The organism is Kluyvera intermedia, assembly GCF_034424175.1.
Taxonomy (GTDB): Bacteria; Pseudomonadota; Gammaproteobacteria; order Enterobacterales; family Enterobacteriaceae; genus Kluyvera; species Kluyvera intermedia.
In genome coordinates this window covers 4,436,198-4,453,667 of the sequence record NZ_CP139986.1, presented here as the reverse complement: position 1 = coordinate 4,453,667, position 17,470 = coordinate 4,436,198, and the positions used below count along the sequence as shown (strand labels likewise).

At 54.2% G+C, this 17,470-nt stretch carries 15 protein-coding genes, 2 tRNA genes, 1 rRNA gene, 2 pseudogenes and 1 riboswitch; of the genes and pseudogenes, 11 read left to right on the top strand and 9 right to left on the bottom strand.

Features of this window, described 5'->3' with window-relative positions; all coding sequences use genetic code 11:
• Positions 1-98: 98 nt before the first annotated feature.
• From thiH to U0026_RS21385, 7 genes are all read right to left on the bottom strand, one after another.
• Positions 99-1,229, bottom strand: a complete 1,131-nt coding sequence (thiH, locus tag U0026_RS21415) for a 2-iminoacetate synthase ThiH (RefSeq protein WP_062779317.1) — start codon at positions 1,227-1,229, stop codon at positions 99-101.
• Positions 1,226-1,996, bottom strand: coding sequence for a thiazole synthase (gene thiG, locus U0026_RS21410; protein WP_062779320.1), 771 nt, complete (start codon positions 1,994-1,996; stop codon positions 1,226-1,228). The genes thiH and thiG overlap by 4 nt, the downstream gene beginning before the upstream one ends.
• A 1-nt stretch (position 1,997) precedes the next feature.
• Complete coding sequence (thiS, locus tag U0026_RS21405) at positions 1,998-2,198, bottom strand: sulfur carrier protein ThiS (RefSeq protein WP_062779323.1); 201 nt, start codon at positions 2,196-2,198, stop codon at positions 1,998-2,000.
• Positions 2,182-2,937 carry a HesA/MoeB/ThiF family protein gene (locus U0026_RS21400; protein ID WP_062779326.1) on the bottom strand — a complete coding sequence of 252 codons (756 nt, stop codon included), beginning with the start codon at positions 2,935-2,937 and terminating at the stop codon, positions 2,182-2,184. Before U0026_RS21400 ends, thiS begins: the two co-directional genes overlap by 17 nt.
• Positions 2,930-3,565: a thiamine phosphate synthase gene (gene thiE, locus U0026_RS21395; protein ID WP_062779329.1), complete on the bottom strand. Its 636-nt coding sequence runs from the start codon at positions 3,563-3,565 to the stop codon at positions 2,930-2,932. The genes U0026_RS21400 and thiE overlap by 8 nt, the downstream gene beginning before the upstream one ends.
• Positions 3,565-5,463: a phosphomethylpyrimidine synthase ThiC gene (thiC, locus tag U0026_RS21390; protein WP_062779332.1), complete on the bottom strand. Its 1,899-nt coding sequence runs from the start codon at positions 5,461-5,463 to the stop codon at positions 3,565-3,567. Before thiC ends, thiE begins: the two co-directional genes overlap by 1 nt.
• A gap of 82 nt (positions 5,464-5,545) precedes the next feature.
• Positions 5,546-5,655: riboswitch (TPP riboswitch) on the bottom strand.
• Positions 5,656-5,708: 53 nt separating this feature from the next.
• Entirely contained in the window at positions 5,709-6,194 is a 486-nt protein-coding gene (locus U0026_RS21385) for an Rsd/AlgQ family anti-sigma factor (protein ID WP_062779335.1), read from the bottom strand.
• 97 nt (positions 6,195-6,291) lie between these two features.
• Here U0026_RS21385 and nudC point away from each other — a divergent pair, with 97 nt between their 5' ends.
• From nudC to U0026_RS21345, 8 genes and pseudogenes are all read left to right on the top strand, one after another.
• Positions 6,292-7,065, top strand: a complete 774-nt coding sequence (gene nudC / locus U0026_RS21380; protein WP_062779338.1) for an NAD(+) diphosphatase — start codon at positions 6,292-6,294, stop codon at positions 7,063-7,065.
• Between the two features lie 39 nt (positions 7,066-7,104).
• Positions 7,105-8,169 carry a uroporphyrinogen decarboxylase gene (gene hemE, locus U0026_RS21375; protein WP_062779341.1) on the top strand — a complete coding sequence of 355 codons (1,065 nt, stop codon included), beginning with the start codon at positions 7,105-7,107 and terminating at the stop codon, positions 8,167-8,169.
• 9 nt (positions 8,170-8,178) lie between these two features.
• Positions 8,179-8,859 carry a deoxyribonuclease V gene (gene nfi, locus U0026_RS21370; protein ID WP_062779344.1) on the top strand — a complete coding sequence of 227 codons (681 nt, stop codon included), beginning with the start codon at positions 8,179-8,181 and terminating at the stop codon, positions 8,857-8,859.
• Positions 8,860-8,892: 33 nt separating this feature from the next.
• Positions 8,893-9,483 carry a YjaG family protein gene (locus U0026_RS21365; protein ID WP_062779347.1) on the top strand — a complete coding sequence of 197 codons (591 nt, stop codon included), beginning with the start codon at positions 8,893-8,895 and terminating at the stop codon, positions 9,481-9,483.
• A gap of 186 nt (positions 9,484-9,669) precedes the next feature.
• Positions 9,670-9,756: pseudogene (locus tag U0026_RS21360) on the top strand (HU family DNA-binding protein); the annotation flags it as partial.
• 62 nt (positions 9,757-9,818) lie between these two features.
• A protein-coding gene (locus tag U0026_RS21355; protein WP_126440740.1) for an IS3 family transposase occupies positions 9,819-10,966 on the top strand; the annotation gives its coding sequence in 2 pieces (ribosomal slippage) (positions 9,819-10,056 and positions 10,056-10,966; 1,149 coding nt in all).
• A gap of 19 nt (positions 10,967-10,985) precedes the next feature.
• Positions 10,986-11,174: pseudogene (locus U0026_RS21350) on the top strand (HU family DNA-binding protein); the annotation flags it as partial.
• 12 nt (positions 11,175-11,186) lie between these two features.
• Positions 11,187-11,879 carry a DUF1481 domain-containing protein gene (locus tag U0026_RS21345; protein ID WP_073971255.1) on the top strand — a complete coding sequence of 231 codons (693 nt, stop codon included), beginning with the start codon at positions 11,187-11,189 and terminating at the stop codon, positions 11,877-11,879.
• 97 nt (positions 11,880-11,976) lie between these two features.
• On the opposite strand, the gene purD is transcribed toward U0026_RS21345, so the two are convergent.
• Entirely contained in the window at positions 11,977-13,266 is a 1,290-nt protein-coding gene (gene purD / locus U0026_RS21340; protein ID WP_062779843.1) for a phosphoribosylamine--glycine ligase, read from the bottom strand.
• Positions 13,267-13,281: 15 nt separating this feature from the next.
• Positions 13,282-14,871, bottom strand: coding sequence for a bifunctional phosphoribosylaminoimidazolecarboxamide formyltransferase/IMP cyclohydrolase (purH, locus tag U0026_RS21335; protein WP_062779841.1), 1,590 nt, complete (start codon positions 14,869-14,871; stop codon positions 13,282-13,284).
• Between the two features lie 629 nt (positions 14,872-15,500).
• Between purH and U0026_RS21330 the strand changes: the two genes are divergently transcribed.
• The 3 genes from U0026_RS21330 to U0026_RS21320 all read left to right on the top strand — a co-directional run bounded on the left by U0026_RS21330 (position 15,501) and on the right by U0026_RS21320 (position 17,371).
• Positions 15,501-17,040: ribosomal RNA gene (locus tag U0026_RS21330) — 16S ribosomal RNA — on the top strand.
• 69 nt (positions 17,041-17,109) lie between these two features.
• Positions 17,110-17,186, top strand: a tRNA-Ile gene (locus U0026_RS21325).
• 109 nt (positions 17,187-17,295) lie between these two features.
• Positions 17,296-17,371 (top strand) — tRNA-Ala (locus U0026_RS21320).
• Positions 17,372-17,470: the final 99 nt, after the last annotated feature.

The window sequence follows — 17,470 nt, the reverse complement described above, 5'->3', positions numbered from 1 at the left end:
CCAAAGCAGCGTAAGGAAGATCATTCTCCCGGACAATCCTCACTTTTTATTGCTGCGAGGCACTATCCAGCCTGTTTATCTGCATTGCACAGTTTGCTTTAGCGTTGCGAGGCGCGTCCCAACCAGTTGTCCCAATCCTTCCACACCGGTTGTAGTCCACGCGCCGTCAGCGCGCTGGCGACTTCAACCGGCGTACGTCCGTCGTGTGGGGAAAATTGTTCAAGCTCAGGGTGGTTGTCGGCATAACCTCCAGGCTGTGTTTTTGAGAAGGCGCTGACGTTGTTGATGGCCAGAGGAATGACGTGGTCGCGGAAATAGGGTGACTCACGGGTAGACAGTGACAGCTCAGTGTCTGGTGAGAATAGGCGGAAAGCGCAGATAACCTGCACCAACTGCCGTTCATCCATCAATGAAGCGGGTTCAATCCCTCCTGCGCACGGACGCAAACGCGGAAACGAGATTGAATAGCGGCTCTGCCAGTAATGTTGCTGTAGCCACAGCAGATGCTCGGCGACCATAAAGCAGTCGACCCGCCAGCTATCCGACAGACCAATCAGCGCACCGAGACCGATTTTATCAATGCCCGCATGACCCAAACGGTCAGGGGTATCAAGACGCCAGAAGAAATCCTGCTTTTTCCCTTTGAGATGGTGCTGCGCGTACATTCCTTCGTGATAGGTCTCTTGATATACCATCACCCCATCGAGCCCCAGCGTTTTTAACTCGGCATATTCCTTGGTGTCCAGCGGCTGCACTTCCATATGTAACGAAGCAAACTGACGGCGAATATCCGGCAGGTGGCGACGGAAGTAATCCATGCCGACTTTTGCCTGATGCTCGCCGGTGACCAGCAGCAAATGTTCAAAACCCAATGCCCGAATCGCTTCACATTCACGGCTGATTTCGCCTTCATCCAGCGTCTTACGCTTGATGCGATTACTCATGGAGAAGCCGCAGTAGGTGCAGTCGTTCGCGCACAGATTCGACAGATACAGCGGAACGTAAAAACTGACCGTGTTGCCAAAACGCTGGCGGGTCAACTTTTGCGCCCGCTGTGCTAAGGGCTCAAGATAGTCGGCGGCTGTCGGGGAGAGCAACGCCATAAGATCGTCGCGGCTGAGCTGCGTGGCGTTGAGCGCCAGTTCGACATCGGCGGCCGTTTTGCTGTTAATACGCAAACGGATATCGTCCCATTCCAGTTGTCGCCAGCGATCGCTGAACGTTTTCATACTAAGGCCTCCAGGAATCCGGTTAATGGGCTGGTGGCGTTTGCCTGCGCGCTACGTGCGCCCGGCACCGCCTGGCGTGCTAGCAGGCCCGCGTCAACCGCCAGCCGGAACGCCGTCGCCATCATTACCGGGTCGTCCGCCACGGCAATCGCCGTGTTGACCAGCACCGCGTCGGCACCCATTTCCAGCGCCTGCGTGGCATGGCTGGGTACGCCGATCCCTGCATCCACCACTACCGGTACGGTGGCCTGCTGAATAATAATGTCCAGCATTGTCCGGGTTTCCAATCCCTGATTCGAACCAATGGGCGCACCGAGAGGCATCACCGCCGCGCAGCCCACTTCTTCCAGCCGCTTGCACAGCACCGGGTCAGCGCCGCAGTAGGGCAGGACCACAAAACCCTGCTTCACCAGCGCTTCGGCAGCTTTCAGCGTTTCGATGGGGTCTGGCAACAACCAGCGGGCATCGGGATGAATTTCTAACTTGAGCCAGTGCGTGCCCAGCGCTTCACGCGCTAGCTGTGCCGCGAAGATAGCTTCTTCTGCCGTTTTCGCGCCGGATGTATTGGGCAGCAGTGTCACCCCCGCTTCAACCAACGGTGCCAGAATAGCGTCACTGTGCTGGCGTAAATCCACGCGCTTCATCGCCAGCGTCACCAGTTGGCTGCCGGAGGCGCGAATCGCCTCCACCATCAGTTGTGATGAGGCAAATTTCCCGGTGCCGGTGAACAGATGTGAATCAAACGTTTTGTCGGCTATACGTAACATATCAACCTCCTGCAATAACTTGAAAAAGCAGGATTTGGTCGCCTTCCTGCACGATTTGCTGTTCCCATTGCTCACGCGGCAGGATCTGTTGATTCAATGCCAGCGCTGTCCCCGGTTTGAGTTGATGAAGCTCAGCCAACAGCGCGCTGACGTTTTGTCCCTCGGCGTACTGGATAAGCTCATCATTAAACTGAATCTGCATGTCGCCCTCCGCACACTGGGCAACCGCGGGCGCGTCGTAACGCCAGGCCGCGCCATTGGTTGGTCCTGCCGTCAAACAAGCGTAATTCTCCACGAGGACTCTCAATACCGCTGAGCAGTTTGATGGCTTCCAGCGCCTGCAACGTCCCCATGATGCCGACGACCGGGCCGACAATGCCTGCGGTGCGACAGTTACGCTCTGGCTCCACGTCGTCTGGCCATAAGCAGCGATAACAACCTTGCTCCCACGGCGGCGTCAGGACCATCAACTGGCCGCCAAAACCGACGGCGCTGGCGGTGATAAGCGGTGTATCCAATGCCACACAGGCGGCGTTAATCGCCTGGCGCGTTGCCATGTTGTCGGTACAGTCGAGGACGACATCGGCACGTGCTACGGAATGCCTAAGAGCATCTCCCGCTAGACGCTGCCCAAGCGCGACCAGTTCAATATCCGGGTTAAGCCGGGATAGCCGCTGCCGGGTGACCTGAGATTTCGGTCGGGCGACGTCATCGGTCGTGAAAAGGATTTGCCGCTGTAGGTTACTCAGATGCACATCGTCATCGTCGGCGAGTGTTAACGTGCCCACCCCGGCGCCTGCCAGATACAGCGCGGCTGGGGATCCTAATCCACCCAAACCGACAATCAGCACGTGGCTGCCAAGCAACTTTTGCTGTCCTTCTATCGCGATATCACCCAGTAAAATCTGGCGACTGTAGCGCATAAAATCACGATCATTCATCGCCCGCTCCCGCGATAGTTAGCAGTTGTGATGTGGCATCGCGCCAGTCAGCGGCCTGCGTGATGGCGCTGACCACCGCAATGCTGCCCACGCCGGTCGCCAGCACAGCCGGTGCCCGCGCAAGGCTGATGCCGCCAATAGCGACGGTAGGGTAGTCGGCGAGTCGTTCAATATGGCTTGCCAGTTGCGTCAGCCCCTGGGGTGATGAAGGCATCTGCTTGGTTTGTGTCGGGAAGACGTGCCCCAGGGCGATATAAGAGGGGCGAGCGGTGAGTGCGACATCGATCTCCATATCATCGTGGGTGGAAACCCCAAGGCGTAATCCAGCCGCCTGAATGGCCTTCAGGTCGGTGGTTTCAAGGTCTTCCTGACCAAGATGTACGCCGTAAGCGCTATGCTTAATCGCCAGTTGCCAGTAGTCATTGATAAACAGGCGGGCGTCATAGCGACGCCCCAGTTCAATGGCGGCAATCACGTCGGCTTCAACATCCTCATCACGCATATCTTTGATGCGTAGCTGAATCGTGCGCACGCCCACCGACAGCAGGCGTTCAATCCACAGCACGCTGTCAACGACCGGATATAACCCTAAGCGAAAAGGTACCGTTGGGAATTCAGGCTGATACATCAGGCTTCCTCCTTTTTCAGGTAGATTTCACCGCCTTTGGCGCGGAAGTTCTCCGACATATCCGCCATCCCCACTTCAATGGTTTGTGCGGCAGCGTAGTCGCGCACTTCCTGGCTGATTTTCATCGAGCAGAATTTTGGCCCACACATTGAGCAGAAGTGGGCAACTTTACCGGACTCTTGCGGCAGAGTTTCATCGTGATAAGCGCGGGCGGTGAATGGGTCGAGTGCCAGGTTAAACTGGTCTTCCCAGCGGAATTCAAAGCGCGCTTTTGACATGGCGTTGTCGCGGATCTGCGCGCCCGGATGGCCTTTGGCTAAATCGGCGGCGTGCGCGGCGATCTTGTAGGTAATCAGCCCCTGTTTCACATCTTCTTTGTTCGGCAGGCCGAGGTGCTCTTTTGGCGTCACGTAGCACAGCATCGCGCATCCGAACCAGCCAATCATCGCCGCACCAATGCCGGAGGTGAAGTGGTCATAACCCGGCGCAATATCGGTGGTCAACGGCCCTAAGGTGTAGAACGGCGCTTCGTGGCAGTGCTCCAGCTCTTCGGTCATGTTGCGCTTAATCATCTGCATCGGCACGTGGCCCGGGCCTTCAATCATCACCTGCACGTCATATTCCCAGGCAATTTTGGTCAGATCGCCCAGCGTATGCAGCTCAGAGAACTGGGCTTCATCGTTGGCATCCTGAATAGAGCCTGGACGCAGGCCGTCGCCCAATGATAGGGAAACGTCATAGGCGGCACAGATTTCACAGATTTCGCGGAAGTGCTCGAACAAGAAGTTTTCTTTGTGATGGGAGAGGCACCATTTCGCCATGATGGAACCGCCGCGCGAGACAATTCCGGTCAGGCGTTTAGCGGTCATCGGCACATAGCGCAGCAGCACACCCGCGTGGATAGTAAAATAGTCGACGCCCTGCTCGGCCTGCTCCAGCAGCGTGTCGCGGAACGCTTCCCAGGTGAGATCTTCGGCGATCCCGTTGACCTTCTCCAGCGCCTGGTAGATCGGTACGGTACCGATCGGCACCGGGCTGTTTCGCAGGATCCATTCGCGGGTTTCGTGAATATAGCGACCGGTGGACAGATCCATCACCGTATCCGCGCCCCAGCGGGTGGACCACACCAGTTTTTCCACTTCTTCTTCGATGGAGGAGGTGACTGCGGAGTTGCCGATGTTGGCGTTGACCTTCACCAGGAAGTTACGTCCGATGATCATCGGTTCCGATTCCGGGTGGTTGATGTTGGCGGGGATGATGGCGCGTCCGGCGGCGACTTCATCACGCACGAATTCTGGCGTGATATTTTCCGGCAGGCTGGCGCCAAAGCTCATCCCCGGATGCTGGTGGCGTAACACTTCGCTGCGAATACGCTCACGACCCATGTTTTCGCGTACGGCGATAAACTCCATCTCTGGGGTGACAATTCCCTGGCGGGCATAGTGCAATTGGGTGACGCAGTGTCCAGATTTGGCACGTTTTGGCGTGAGTAACCCGGTAAAACGCAGTTCATCAAGGCCATCATCGGCCAGACGCTCTTTGGTGTAGGCCGAGCTACGGTCATCTAACTCTTCACTATCGTTACGCGCGGTAATCCATGGCTGGCGCAGTTTTGCCAGACCCTGCTGGACGTTAATCGCCACATCAGGATCGCCATACGGGCCAGAGGTGTCATAAACCGGCACGGCTTCGTTCTCTTCGAACTGTGGGGTATCTTTGCTGCCGCCAATGAGCGTTGGGCTGAGTTGGATTTCGCGCATCGGAATACGGATATCCGGCTGTGAGCCGGTGATATAAATACGTTTTGAGTTAGGAAAGGCGGTCCCTTCCAGGGTGTCGATAAAGTGTTGGGCTTGGGCGCGCTGTTCGCGGCGGGATGGTTTAGTTGTGACAGACATAGCTCATTCCAGAAAAAGTAAGGAGATGGCTTGTCAGACGACGGATGAAGCAAGAGGGAAGATCGCCCATGGGCGATGCAACTGAAGATTAACTCTTGTTCCCTTCGCAGGTCTTAACCTGATCAGGTTCCGCGGATCCCGAATTAACGGTCTCAGCCCGTGCTTGCGCACTGGGCACTCCGACAAGAAGCAACCTCTGATAACCAGAGGTAATGATTGTAAACTACGCGTTAATACAGCAAATCTCAAGCCGGGCGTTTGAATTCGCCTTCGTTAAGCGTCTTAAAGGCCAGCATGATCAGCTGATCTTCCAGCCGGAAACGTGCCTCAAGCGCTTCACCGATATCAGAAAGCGCCTGCTGAAATTCATTCACGTTATCCTGGTCGATGGCGTTTTCCAGCGTCGAATCATAGAAATCCATAATCTGTTGGGTATTAGCATCTAGCTGCGGCCAGATTTTGGTGGCGTTTAAAAGCGGACTCTCGCCTTCCATTTTATGGATAATGCGTTCATAAATACTGAAATGACCGGCAGACAGGTAGTCGACCAGTCGCTGGCAAAAGTTATCGAGCGCTTTTTCATTTAGCCGCATAAACGATTCTTTGCCAGGCTTAAGGCCAACCAAATCGTAGTACGCCACGAGCAGGTGCTTACGAATATTCAGCCAGCGGTCGACCAGTTTGTGGTGTCCATGAATACGCTCTTTTAGACTTTCTAACTGGTTTAACATAGGTTGACCCCGCATCGGTAAGGTTAAAATCTGCTCACGTCGTTATGTAATAATAATGTTAACAACATGCCTGTGAAGCAAAGGTTGCGCAAGAGATATGGATCGTATAATTGAAAAATGGGATCGCGGTTGGTGGATCGTCAGCCACGAACAAAAATTATGGCTGCCCGGTGGGGAATTGCCCTGCGGCGAAGCGGTAAATTTCGATCTTGTGGGGCTACCCGCACAGCAAATTGGTGAATGGGAAGGCCTGCCGGTCTGGCTAGTACAGCAACACCGTCGTCACGATATGGGATCGGTACGGCAAGTGCTCGATCAGGATGTGGGGCTGTTCCAGCTTGCTGGGCGTGGCGTACAACTGACAGAGTTTTACCGCTCACACAAATTCTGCGGTTACTGCGGTCACACCATGCATCCGAGCAAAACCGAATGGGCGATGCTCTGTAGCCACTGCCGCGAACGCTACTATCCGCAAATTGCGCCGTGCATTATTGTTGCGATTCGGCGTGATGATTCTATTTTGCTGGCTCAGCATGTTCGCCACCGTAACGGTGTACATACCGTGCTGGCAGGTTTTGTCGAAGTGGGTGAAACGCTGGAACAGGCTGTGGCGCGTGAGGTCATGGAAGAGAGTGGTATCAAGGTGAAGAACCTACGCTACGTCACTTCACAGCCATGGCCGTTCCCACAATCGCTGATGACTGCCTATATGGCGGAATACGATAGCGGTGAGATTGTTATCGACCCGAAAGAACTGTTGACGGCAAACTGGTATCGCTATGACGATTTACCGCTGCTTCCGCCACCGGGTACTGTGGCACGCCGTCTGATAGAAGATACCGTGGCAATGTGTCGGGCCGAGTATGAGTGACATGTTACACTGGGCGCATCAACGCTAAAGGAATGTAAAATGACCGAACTGAAGAACGATCGTTATCTGCGTGCGCTGTTGCGCCAACCCGTTGATGTCACTCCGGTATGGATGATGCGTCAGGCTGGCCGTTATTTGCCAGAGTATAAGGCTACCCGGGCTCAGGCGGGCGACTTTATGTCGCTGTGTAAAAATGCGGAGCTGGCCTGTGAGGTCACGCTGCAGCCGCTGCGCCGCTACCCGCTTGATGCGGCGATCCTCTTCTCCGATATCCTGACTATTCCGGATGCCATGGGGCTGGGACTCTATTTTGAAACCGGGGAAGGCCCGCGCTTTACCTCGCCAATCACCAGTAAAGCTGACGTTGAAAAACTGCCAATTCCAGACCCGGAAGGCGAACTGGGCTATGTCATGAACGCGGTGCGTACCATCCGCCGTGAACTGAAAGGTGAAGTGCCGCTGATTGGCTTCTCCGGTAGCCCGTGGACGCTGGCGACCTATATGGTTGAAGGTGGCAGCAGCAAAGCCTTTACCGTCATTAAAAAGATGATGTATGCCGATCCGAAATCGCTGCATCTGCTGCTCGATAAGCTGGCGCAGAGCGTCACGCTGTACCTCAACGCGCAGATTAAAGCGGGCGCACAGTCGGTGATGATTTTCGACACCTGGGGCGGCGTGCTGACTGGTCGCGATTACCAGCAGTTCTCTTTGTACTACATGCACAAAATTGTCGATGGCCTGTTGCGTGAAAACGAGGGTCGTCGCGTGCCGGTCACGCTGTTCACCAAAGGTGGCGGACAGTGGCTGGAGGCGATGGCGGAAACCGGCTGTGATGCGTTGGGCCTCGACTGGACTGTTGATATCGCCGATGCGCGCCGTCGTGTCGGCCACAAGGTTGCGTTGCAGGGCAACATGGACCCGTCCATGCTGTACGCACCGGCACCGCGTATCGAAGAGGAAGTCTCGACGATTCTTGCAGGCTTCGGCCAGGGCGAAGGGCATGTCTTTAACCTCGGTCACGGTATCCATCAGGATGTGCCGCCGGAACATGCGGGCGTCTTTGTGGAGGCTGTACACCGTCTGTCGGCGCAATATCATCGCTAAGGAATGAATATGGACCTCGCGGCACTACGCGCGCAGCAGCTTGAACTGGCCTCCTCGGTGATCCTTGAGGATCGCCTTGATAACGATCCGCCGGATCTGATCGGCGGGGCGGATGTCGGTTTCGAGCAGGGCGGTGAAGTGACGCGAGCGGCGATGGTGTTGTTATCGTATCCTTCGCTGGAGTTGGTCGAGTATCAGGTGGCGCGTGTCGCCACCACCATGCCGTACATTCCCGGCTTCCTCTCTTTTCGTGAAACCCCTGCGCTGATGGCGGCATGGCAGCAGCTATCGCATAAGCCCGACCTGCTGTTTGTTGATGGTCACGGTATTTCCCACCCCCGTCGGCTTGGTGTTGCCAGCCATTTTGGTCTGCTGGTGGACGTCCCAACGATTGGTGTGGCGAAAAAGCGGCTCTGTGGCAAATTTGAGCCGCTTGCCGCAGAGCCCGGCGCATTGGCACCGTTGCTGGACAAAGGTGAGCAATTAGCATGGGTCTGGCGCAGCAAAGTACGTTGTAACCCGTTATTTATTTCGACGGGACATCGGGTAAGTCTGGATAGCGCCCTGACATGGGTACAGCGCTGTATGAACGGTTATCGCCTGCCTGAACCCACCCGCTGGGCAGATGCCGTGGCATCAGGGCGACCGGCTTTTACGCGCCTTGCAGCAAAAGCGCCCCATATCGGGTAAACTGCGGTTAATTTCCGTATTTGAGAACTCATCATGTTACAAAATCCGATTCATCTGCGTCTGGAGAAGCTGGAAAGCTGGCAGCACGTCACTTTTATGGCTTGCCTGTGCGAACGCATGTACCCGAACTACGCCATGTTTTGTAAGCAGACGGAATTTGGTGATGGACAAATTTATCGCCGCATTCTCGATTTGGTTTGGGAATCGTTAACGGTCAAAGATGCCAAAATCAATTTCGACAGCCAGCTGGAAAAGTTTGAAGAGGCGATTCCGGTAGCCGACGACTATGATTTGTACGGCGTCTATCCGGCAATCGATGCTTGCGTCGCGTTGAGTGAATTAATTCATTCTCGTTTGAGTGGCGAAACGCTCGAGCACGCTATCGAAGTCAGTAAGTGTTCCATTACCACTGTAGCGATGTTGGAAATGACTCAGGCAGGTCAAGAAATGACCGATGAAGAGCTGAGATTGAACCCTGCCGTCGAGCAAGAATGGGACATTCAGTGGGAGATTTTCCGTCTTTTAGCCGAGTGTGAAGAACGGGACCTTGAACTGATTAAAGGACTGCGTGCAGACCTCCGGGAAGCCGGTGAGAGCAATATTGGTATAAATTTTCAGCAATGAGACAATAAAACGTGATTTACCGCCTGAATTGTCACGCCTGAAGGCTTCACATCTGCCCCCCGTCTGGTCTACATTTGGAGGGCGAAAAAAAGTGGCTATCGGTGCGTGTATGCAGGTGGGTGCTTTTTTGGCATTTCCGTCGCACTCGATGCTTAGCAAGCGATAAACACATTGTAAGGATAACTTATGAACAAGACTCAACTGATTGATGTAATTGCGGACAAGGCTGAACTGTCTAAAACCCAGGCTAAAGCTGCACTGGAATCCACCCTTGAATCGCCACGGGTTTAACAGACACCTCAGAGTCATTTAAGATGGCTTAAAGAGAGGTGCCCATGAGCGGTAAGCGTTATCCCGAAGAGTTTAAAACTGAAGCAGTCAAACAGGTTGTTGATCGCGGTTATTCTGTTGCCAGCGTTGCAACACGTCTCGATATCACCACCCACAGCCTTTACGCCTGGATAAAGAAGTACGGTCCGGATTCTTCCGCTAATAAAGAACAGTCAGATGCTCAGGCCGAGATCCGCCGTCTCCAGAAAGAGCTGAAGCGGGTTACCGACGAACGGGACATATTAAAAAAAGCCGCGGCGTACTTCGCAAAGCTGTCCGACTGAGGTACGCCTTTATCCGTGACAACACCTGTTGCTGGCCTGTTCGCCTGCTCTGTCGGGTGCTGGATGTTCATCCCAGTGGTTTTTACGCCTGGCTTCAGCAGCCGCATTCACAACGCCATCAGGCAGACCTGAGACTGACAGGACAGATTAAACAGTTCTGGCTGGAATCGGGATGCGTCTATGGTTATCGCAAAATCCATCTGGATCTGCGGGACAGCGGGCAACAGTGCGGAGTGAACAGAGTCTGGCGACTGATGAAACGTGTCGGGATAAAGGCTCAGGTCGGATACCGGAGCCCGCGGGCACGTAAAGGCGAGCCCAGTATCGTGTCGCCCAACAGGCTCCAGCGACAGTTCAATCCGGATGCTCCGGATAAGCGTTGGGTAACGGACATAACCTACATCAGGACCCACGAAGGCTGGCTGTATCTTGCCGTGGTTGTTGATCTGTTCTCACGCAAAATTATCGGCTGGTCCATGCAATCCCGGATGACAAAGGACATTGTCCTGAACGCACTGCTGATGGCTGTATGGCGCCGTAATCCCCAAAAACAGGTGCTGGTTCATTCGGATCAGGGCAGTCAGTACACAAGCCATGAGTGGCAGTCGTTCCTGAAATCACACGGCCTGGAGGGCAGCATGAGCCGTCGCGGTAACTGCCATGATAATGCGGTTGCAGAAAGCTTTTTCCAGTTGTTGAAACGCGAACGGATAAAGAAAAAGAGCTACGGAACGCGGGAAGAAGCCCGCAGCGATATTTTTGATTACATCGAAATGTTTTATAACAGTAAGCGTCGGCATGGTTCCAGCGATCAGATGTCACCGACAGAATATGAAAACCAGTATTATCAACGGCTAGGAAGTGTCTAGATTATCCGTGGCGATTCACCTGGCTGCTATTACTGAGTCTCTGAAAGAAGGTGAAGCTGTACAACTGGTTGGTTTCGGTACCTTCAAAGTGAACCACCGCGCTGAGCGTACCGGCCGTAACCCACAGACCGGTAACGAAATCAAAATCGCCGCAGCTAACGTGCCGGCATTTGTTTCAGGCAAAGCTCTGAAAGACGCAGTTAAGTAAGATTGCGTGGCAGTGAACAGTTTTAAAGAAGGGGCGGTTTCGCCCCTTTCGTTTATCTGGCGTCGTTTATCGGGGCTGGCAGGCATACTGTTGCTGACAGCTTGTAGTCATAACAACGCATTACCCCCTTTTACCGCCAGCGGCTATGCTGACACGCAAGGTGCTGTGCGCATCTGGCGTAAAGATAGCGGTGGCGAGACGCGCCTGCTGACCGCCTTCAGCCCGTGGCACAGTGGCAGCACCTCAACCAGTGAGTACCGCTGGCAGGGTGATAGGCTGCAACTGATTGAACTGAATATCTACAGTAAACCTCCGGAACATATCCGCGCCCGTTTTGATAGCAACGGCGAGTTGAGCTTTATGCAACGTGAGGTTGATGGGCACAAACAGCAGCTCTCCAGCGACCAGGTGGCGCTTTATCGCTATCGCGCTGAGCAGATCCGCCAGACCAGCGACGCACTGCGCCTGGGGAAGGTTGTGTTGCGTCAGGGACGCTGGCATGCGGACCAGAGCGTGACAACCTGTGAAGGGGACACGGTCAAACCTGATTTTGACTCCCGCGCCCTGGGGCATATCGCCAGTCGCCAGAGCCGTTCTCGCGTAGAGGTGAGTATCGCCTGGCTGGAAGCGCCTGAAGGCTCGCAGCTCCTGCTGGTGGCGAATCAGGACTACTGTACCTGGCAGCCGACGGAGAAAACCTTCTAAGGCCAACTCACGGCGACAAAAAAACGGGCGGCAACAAAAATGAAGCCACCCGTTAATTAGATATAATGCGCCAAACGCCGTTGGCCACACTCAACCGTTAGTTTTGCTCACGCTCGATGGCGCGCCAGCCGATATCGTTACGGCTAAAGCTGCCGTCCCAGTGAATATCGGTCATTAACGCGTAAGCGCGCTGCTGTGCTTCGGCAACGGTATGACCCAGCGCGGTAGAGCAAAGGACGCGACCGCCGTTTGTCAGTACGCGGTCGTCGTCGGCAAGTTTAGTCCCGGCGTGGAATACTTTGCCGTCTAACGCTTCTTCCAGCGGCAGGCCGTGGATAACGTCTCCGGTACGGTAATCGGCTGGATAACCGCCTGCGGCGATCACTACGCCTAATGCTGCGCGTTCATCCCACTCGGAAGTCTTTTCATCCAGCTTACCGTTACAGGCGGCGAGGCACAGATCCACCAGGTCCGATTTCATGCGCAGCATGATCGGCTGAGTTTCCGGATCGCCAAAGCGGCAGTTGAACTCGATAACTTTCGGGTTGCCCTGTTTGTCGATCATCAGACCCGCATACAGAAAGCCGGTGTAGGTGTTACCTTCCGCCGCCATGCCTTTTACGGTTGGCCAGATGATGCGTTCCATGGTGCGCTGATGAACTTCATCGGTCACAACTGGCGCCGGGGAATATGCGCCCATTCCGCCGGTGTTCGGGCCGGTGTCGCCATTACCCACGCGTTTGTGATCCTGGCTGGTGGCCATTGGCAGCACGTGCTCGCCGTCGACCATCACAATGAAGCTTGCCTCTTCACCGTCGAGGAACTCTTCGATCACGATACGGTGACCTGCATCGCCAAAGGCATTGCCAGCCAGCATGTCGTGAACGGCGGCTTCGGCTTCTTCAAGCGTCATCGCCACGATAACACCTTTACCGGCAGCCAGGCCGTCGGCCTTGATGACGATCGGTGCGCCTTTCTCGCGCAGGTAAGCCAGCGCGGGTTCGATTTCGGTGAAGTTCTGGTACTCGGCCGTGGGGATCTGGTGGCGGGCGAGGAAATCTTTGGTGAAGGCTTTTGATCCTTCAAGCTGCGCGGCACCTTCGGTTGGGCCAAAGATTTTCAGACCGGCGGCGCGGAAGGCGTCGACCACACCAATGACCAGCGGCGCTTCCGGGCCAACAATGGTCAGATCAATTTTCTCGCTCTGGGCAAAGGCCAGCAGTGCCGGGATATCGGTGACGCCGATAGCCACGTTTTGCAGTGCAGGCTCCAGCGCGGTGCCCGCGTTGCCTGGGGCAACAAAAACGGTCTCGACGTTTGGCGACTGTACTGCTTTCCAGGCCAGGGCGTGCTCACGCCCACCGTTGCCAATAACTAATACTTTCATCGTCTGCTCCGTAAATTAATGGCGGAAGTGGCGCATGTCGGTGAAGATCATTGCGATGCCGTGTTCGTCGGCGGCTGCAATCACTTCTTCATCGCGAATAGAACCGCCAGGCTGGATAACACAGCTCACACCGACGGCCGCGGCGGCATCAATACCATCGCGGAATGGGAAGAAGGCATCGGATGCCATGGCGGAACCTTTCACTTCCAGACCTTCGTCTGCGGCTTTAATCCCGGCGATTTTCGCAGAGTAAACGCGGCTCATCTGGCCTGCGCCTATCCCGATAGTCATATTCTCTTTGGCGTAAACAATGGCGTTAGATTTTACGAATTTCGCCACTTTCCAGCAGAACAGCGCATCACGTAATTCTTGTTCGGTAGGCTGACGTTTGGAAACCACACGCAGTTCACCTTCGGTGACCATACCAAGATCACGATCCTGAACCAGCAGGCCACCGTTTACGCGTTTGAAGTCCAGACCGGCAACGCGGCTTGTCCACTGACCGCAGGTCAGGACGCGAACGTTCTGTTTAGCGGCGGTGATTTTCAGTGCTTCTTCTGTGGCAGACGGCGCGATGATCACTTCAACAAACTGGCGGGAGATAATAGCTTGCGCCGTTTCAGCATCCAGCTCACGGTTGAAAGCGATGATGCCGCCGAACGCGGAGGTTGGGTCGGTTTTATAGGCGCGGTCGTAGGCTTCGAAAATAGAGGTACTTACCGCGACGCCGCACGGGTTAGCGTGCTTAACAATAACGCAGGCCGGTTCGTTGAACTCTTTCACACATTCTAGCGCGGCATCGGTATCGGCGATGTTGTTATAAGAGAGCGCTTTGCCCTGCACCTGCGTTGCGGTGGCAACGGAAGCCTCTTGAACATTCTCTTCTATATAGAAGGCAGCTTGCTGGTGGCTGTTTTCGCCGTAGCGCATATCCTGCTTCTTAATGAAGTTCAGGTTAAGAGTACGCGGGAAGCGACCCGCAGCTTCTTTGCTTTCACCGTGGTAGGCCGGAACCATGCTGCCGAAGTAGTTGGCAATCATGCTGTCGTAGGCGGCGGTGTGTTCGAAAGCTTTAATGGCGAGGTCGAAACGGGTGTCGAGGGTTAACGAACCGTCGTTAGCGTCCATCTCGCTAATAATCGCGGTGTAGTCACTGCTCTTTACTACGATGGCGACGTCTTTGTGGTTCTTAGCCGCTGAGCGCACCATGGTTGGGCCGCCGATATCAATATTCTCTACCGCATCTTCCAGCGAGCAGCCTTCACGGGCAACAGTCTCGGCGAATGGGTAAAGGTTAACGACGACCATATCGATAGGCTCGATGTGATGCTGTTCCATAATGGCGTCGTCCTGACCGCGGCGGCCAAGAATGCCACCGTGTACTTTTGGATGCAGGGTTTTCACGCGTCCATCCATCATTTCCGGGAAACCGGTGTAATCGGAAACTTCGGTTACCGGCAGACCTTTCTCTGCTAACAGACGGGCGGTACCGCCTGTAGACAGCAACTGCACACCACGTGCGGAAAGTGCCTGGGCGAACTCGATGATACCGGCCTTGTCAGAAACACTGAGCAGAGCGCGGCGGACTGGACGACGTTGTTGCATGGTAAATCCCCTGGATTTGACTATTACAGAGAGCGTTAGGTGAATTCTTGCGTAAAAACTCAGCTAACGCCCCTTACGGGGCATCATTGTTTTGCCGCAGCATTGTAACGAAAACGTTTGCGCAACGCTCGCGAATTTTTCTCTTTCCGCCGAACCCCCGATTTTGCACCTTTATATAAGGGACAGAATGAAAGGATCAGAGGTAATGATGATTAAGAATGTGGATAACTCTGTGTGTAAATGGGTATAAGGCGGGGTTCTGCTGGGGATTGCAGCAGTCAGTCATTTTTCTGTCATTTAAGGGTTGCGGGGTGAGAGAAACTCCCTATAATGCGACCCCACTGAGACGGCAAACGTGAATCACTTCACATTAACTAGCCGGTTCGGTTGAAGAGAAAAACCTGAAAATAAACGGTTGACTCTGAAAGAGGAAAGCGTAATATACGCCACCTCGCAACAGTGAGCGAAAGCCGTGTTGCACTGCTCTTTAACAATTTATCAGACAATCTGTGTGGGCACTCGAAGATACGGATTCTTAAACGTCGCAAGACGCTAAATGAATACCAAGTCTCAACGAGTGAACATACGTAATTCATTACGAAGTTTAATTGATTGAGCATCAAACACTTAAATTGAAGAGTTTGATCATGGCTCAGATTGAACGCTGGCGGCAGGCCTAACACATGCAAGTCGAACGGTAACACAGAGAGCTTGCTCTTGGGTGACGAGTGGCGGACGGGTGAGTAATGTCTGGGAAACTGCCCGATGGAGGGGGATAACTACTGGAAACGGTAGCTAATACCGCATAACGTCGCAAGACCAAAGTGGGGGACCTTCGGGCCTCACACCATCGGATGTGCCCAGATGGGATTAGCTAGTAGGTGGGGTAATGGCTCACCTAGGCGACGATCCCTAGCTGGTCTGAGAGGATGACCAGCCACACTGGAACTGAGACACGGTCCAGACTCCTACGGGAGGCAGCAGTGGGGAATATTGCACAATGGGCGCAAGCCTGATGCAGCCATGCCGCGTGTATGAAGAAGGCCTTCGGGTTGTAAAGTACTTTCAGCGAGGAGGAAGGCATTAAGGTTAATAACCTTAGTGATTGACGTTACTCGCAGAAGAAGCACCGGCTAACTCCGTGCCAGCAGCCGCGGTAATACGGAGGGTGCAAGCGTTAATCGGAATTACTGGGCGTAAAGCGCACGCAGGCGGTCTGTCAAGTCGGATGTGAAATCCCCGGGCTCAACCTGGGAACTGCATTCGAAACTGGCAGGCTAGAGTCTTGTAGAGGGGGGTAGAATTCCAGGTGTAGCGGTGAAATGCGTAGAGATCTGGAGGAATACCGGTGGCGAAGGCGGCCCCCTGGACAAAGACTGACGCTCAGGTGCGAAAGCGTGGGGAGCAAACAGGATTAGATACCCTGGTAGTCCACGCCGTAAACGATGTCGACTTGGAGGTTGTTCCCTTGAGGAGTGGCTTCCGGAGCTAACGCGTTAAGTCGACCGCCTGGGGAGTACGGCCGCAAGGTTAAAACTCAAATGAATTGACGGGGGCCCGCACAAGCGGTGGAGCATGTGGTTTAATTCGATGCAACGCGAAGAACCTTACCTACTCTTGACATCCAGAGAATTTAGCAGAGATGCTTTAGTGCCTTCGGGAACTCTGAGACAGGTGCTGCATGGCTGTCGTCAGCTCGTGTTGTGAAATGTTGGGTTAAGTCCCGCAACGAGCGCAACCCTTATCCTTTGTTGCCAGCGGTTCGGCCGGGAACTCAAAGGAGACTGCCAGTGATAAACTGGAGGAAGGTGGGGATGACGTCAAGTCATCATGGCCCTTACGAGTAGGGCTACACACGTGCTACAATGGCATATACAAAGAGAAGCGACCTCGCGAGAGCAAGCGGACCTCATAAAGTATGTCGTAGTCCGGATCGGAGTCTGCAACTCGACTCCGTGAAGTCGGAATCGCTAGTAATCGTAGATCAGAATGCTACGGTGAATACGTTCCCGGGCCTTGTACACACCGCCCGTCACACCATGGGAGTGGGTTGCAAAAGAAGTAGGTAGCTTAACCTTCGGGAGGGCGCTTACCACTTTGTGATTCATGACTGGGGTGAAGTCGTAACAAGGTAACCGTAGGGGAACCTGCGGTTGGATCACCTCCTTACCTTAAAGAAACGTGCTTTGAAGTGTCCACACAGATTGTCTGATGAAAATTAGCAGTAAAAATCTCTGCAGGCTTGTAGCTCAGGTGGTTAGAGCGCACCCCTGATAAGGGTGAGGTCGGTGGTTCAAGTCCACTCAGGCCTACCAAATTCATCCTGATACTGCGTTGTGAAACGACTCGCATACTTCAGTATGCTTCGCCCTTCCACGCCTTGTCTCAGAATGAATTATCGGTACCAGAGATTAGTGTTACGATGGGGTTATAGCTCAGCTGGGAGAGCGCCTGCCTTGCACGCAGGAGGTCTGCGGTTCGATCCCGCATAGCTCCACCATCCTTTTACTGCGAACAAAACAAAAAAAACTTCAGAGTGTACCTGAAAAGGTTCACTGCGAAGTTTTGCTCTTTAAAAATCTGGATCAAGCTGAAAATT

What these genes read in the sequence shown, in the direction of transcription:
- thiG (WP_062779320.1), bottom strand. Translation starts at nt 1,996, where the DNA reads ATGTTACGTATAGCCGACAAAACGTTTGATTCACATCTGTTCACCGGC.
- nfi (WP_062779344.1), top strand. Translation starts at nt 8,179, where the DNA reads ATGGACCTCGCGGCACTACGCGCGCAGCAGCTTGAACTGGCCTCCTCG.
- thiC (WP_062779332.1), bottom strand. Translation starts at nt 5,463, where the DNA reads ATGTCTGTCACAACTAAACCATCCCGCCGCGAACAGCGCGCCCAAGCC.
- U0026_RS21385 (WP_062779335.1), bottom strand. Translation starts at nt 6,194, where the DNA reads ATGTTAAACCAGTTAGAAAGTCTAAAAGAGCGTATTCATGGACACCAC.
- purD (WP_062779843.1), bottom strand. Translation starts at nt 13,266, where the DNA reads ATGAAAGTATTAGTTATTGGCAACGGTGGGCGTGAGCACGCCCTGGCC.
- thiH (WP_062779317.1), bottom strand. Translation starts at nt 1,229, where the DNA reads ATGAAAACGTTCAGCGATCGCTGGCGACAACTGGAATGGGACGATATC.
- hemE (WP_062779341.1), top strand. Translation starts at nt 7,105, where the DNA reads ATGACCGAACTGAAGAACGATCGTTATCTGCGTGCGCTGTTGCGCCAA.
- thiS (WP_062779323.1), bottom strand. Translation starts at nt 2,198, where the DNA reads ATGCAGATTCAGTTTAATGATGAGCTTATCCAGTACGCCGAGGGACAA.
- U0026_RS21400 (WP_062779326.1), bottom strand. Translation starts at nt 2,937, where the DNA reads ATGAATGATCGTGATTTTATGCGCTACAGTCGCCAGATTTTACTGGGT.
- purH (WP_062779841.1), bottom strand. Translation starts at nt 14,871, where the DNA reads ATGCAACAACGTCGTCCAGTCCGCCGCGCTCTGCTCAGTGTTTCTGAC.
- U0026_RS21365 (WP_062779347.1), top strand. Translation starts at nt 8,893, where the DNA reads ATGTTACAAAATCCGATTCATCTGCGTCTGGAGAAGCTGGAAAGCTGG.
- nudC (WP_062779338.1), top strand. Translation starts at nt 6,292, where the DNA reads ATGGATCGTATAATTGAAAAATGGGATCGCGGTTGGTGGATCGTCAGC.
- thiE (WP_062779329.1), bottom strand. Translation starts at nt 3,565, where the DNA reads ATGTATCAGCCTGAATTCCCAACGGTACCTTTTCGCTTAGGGTTATAT.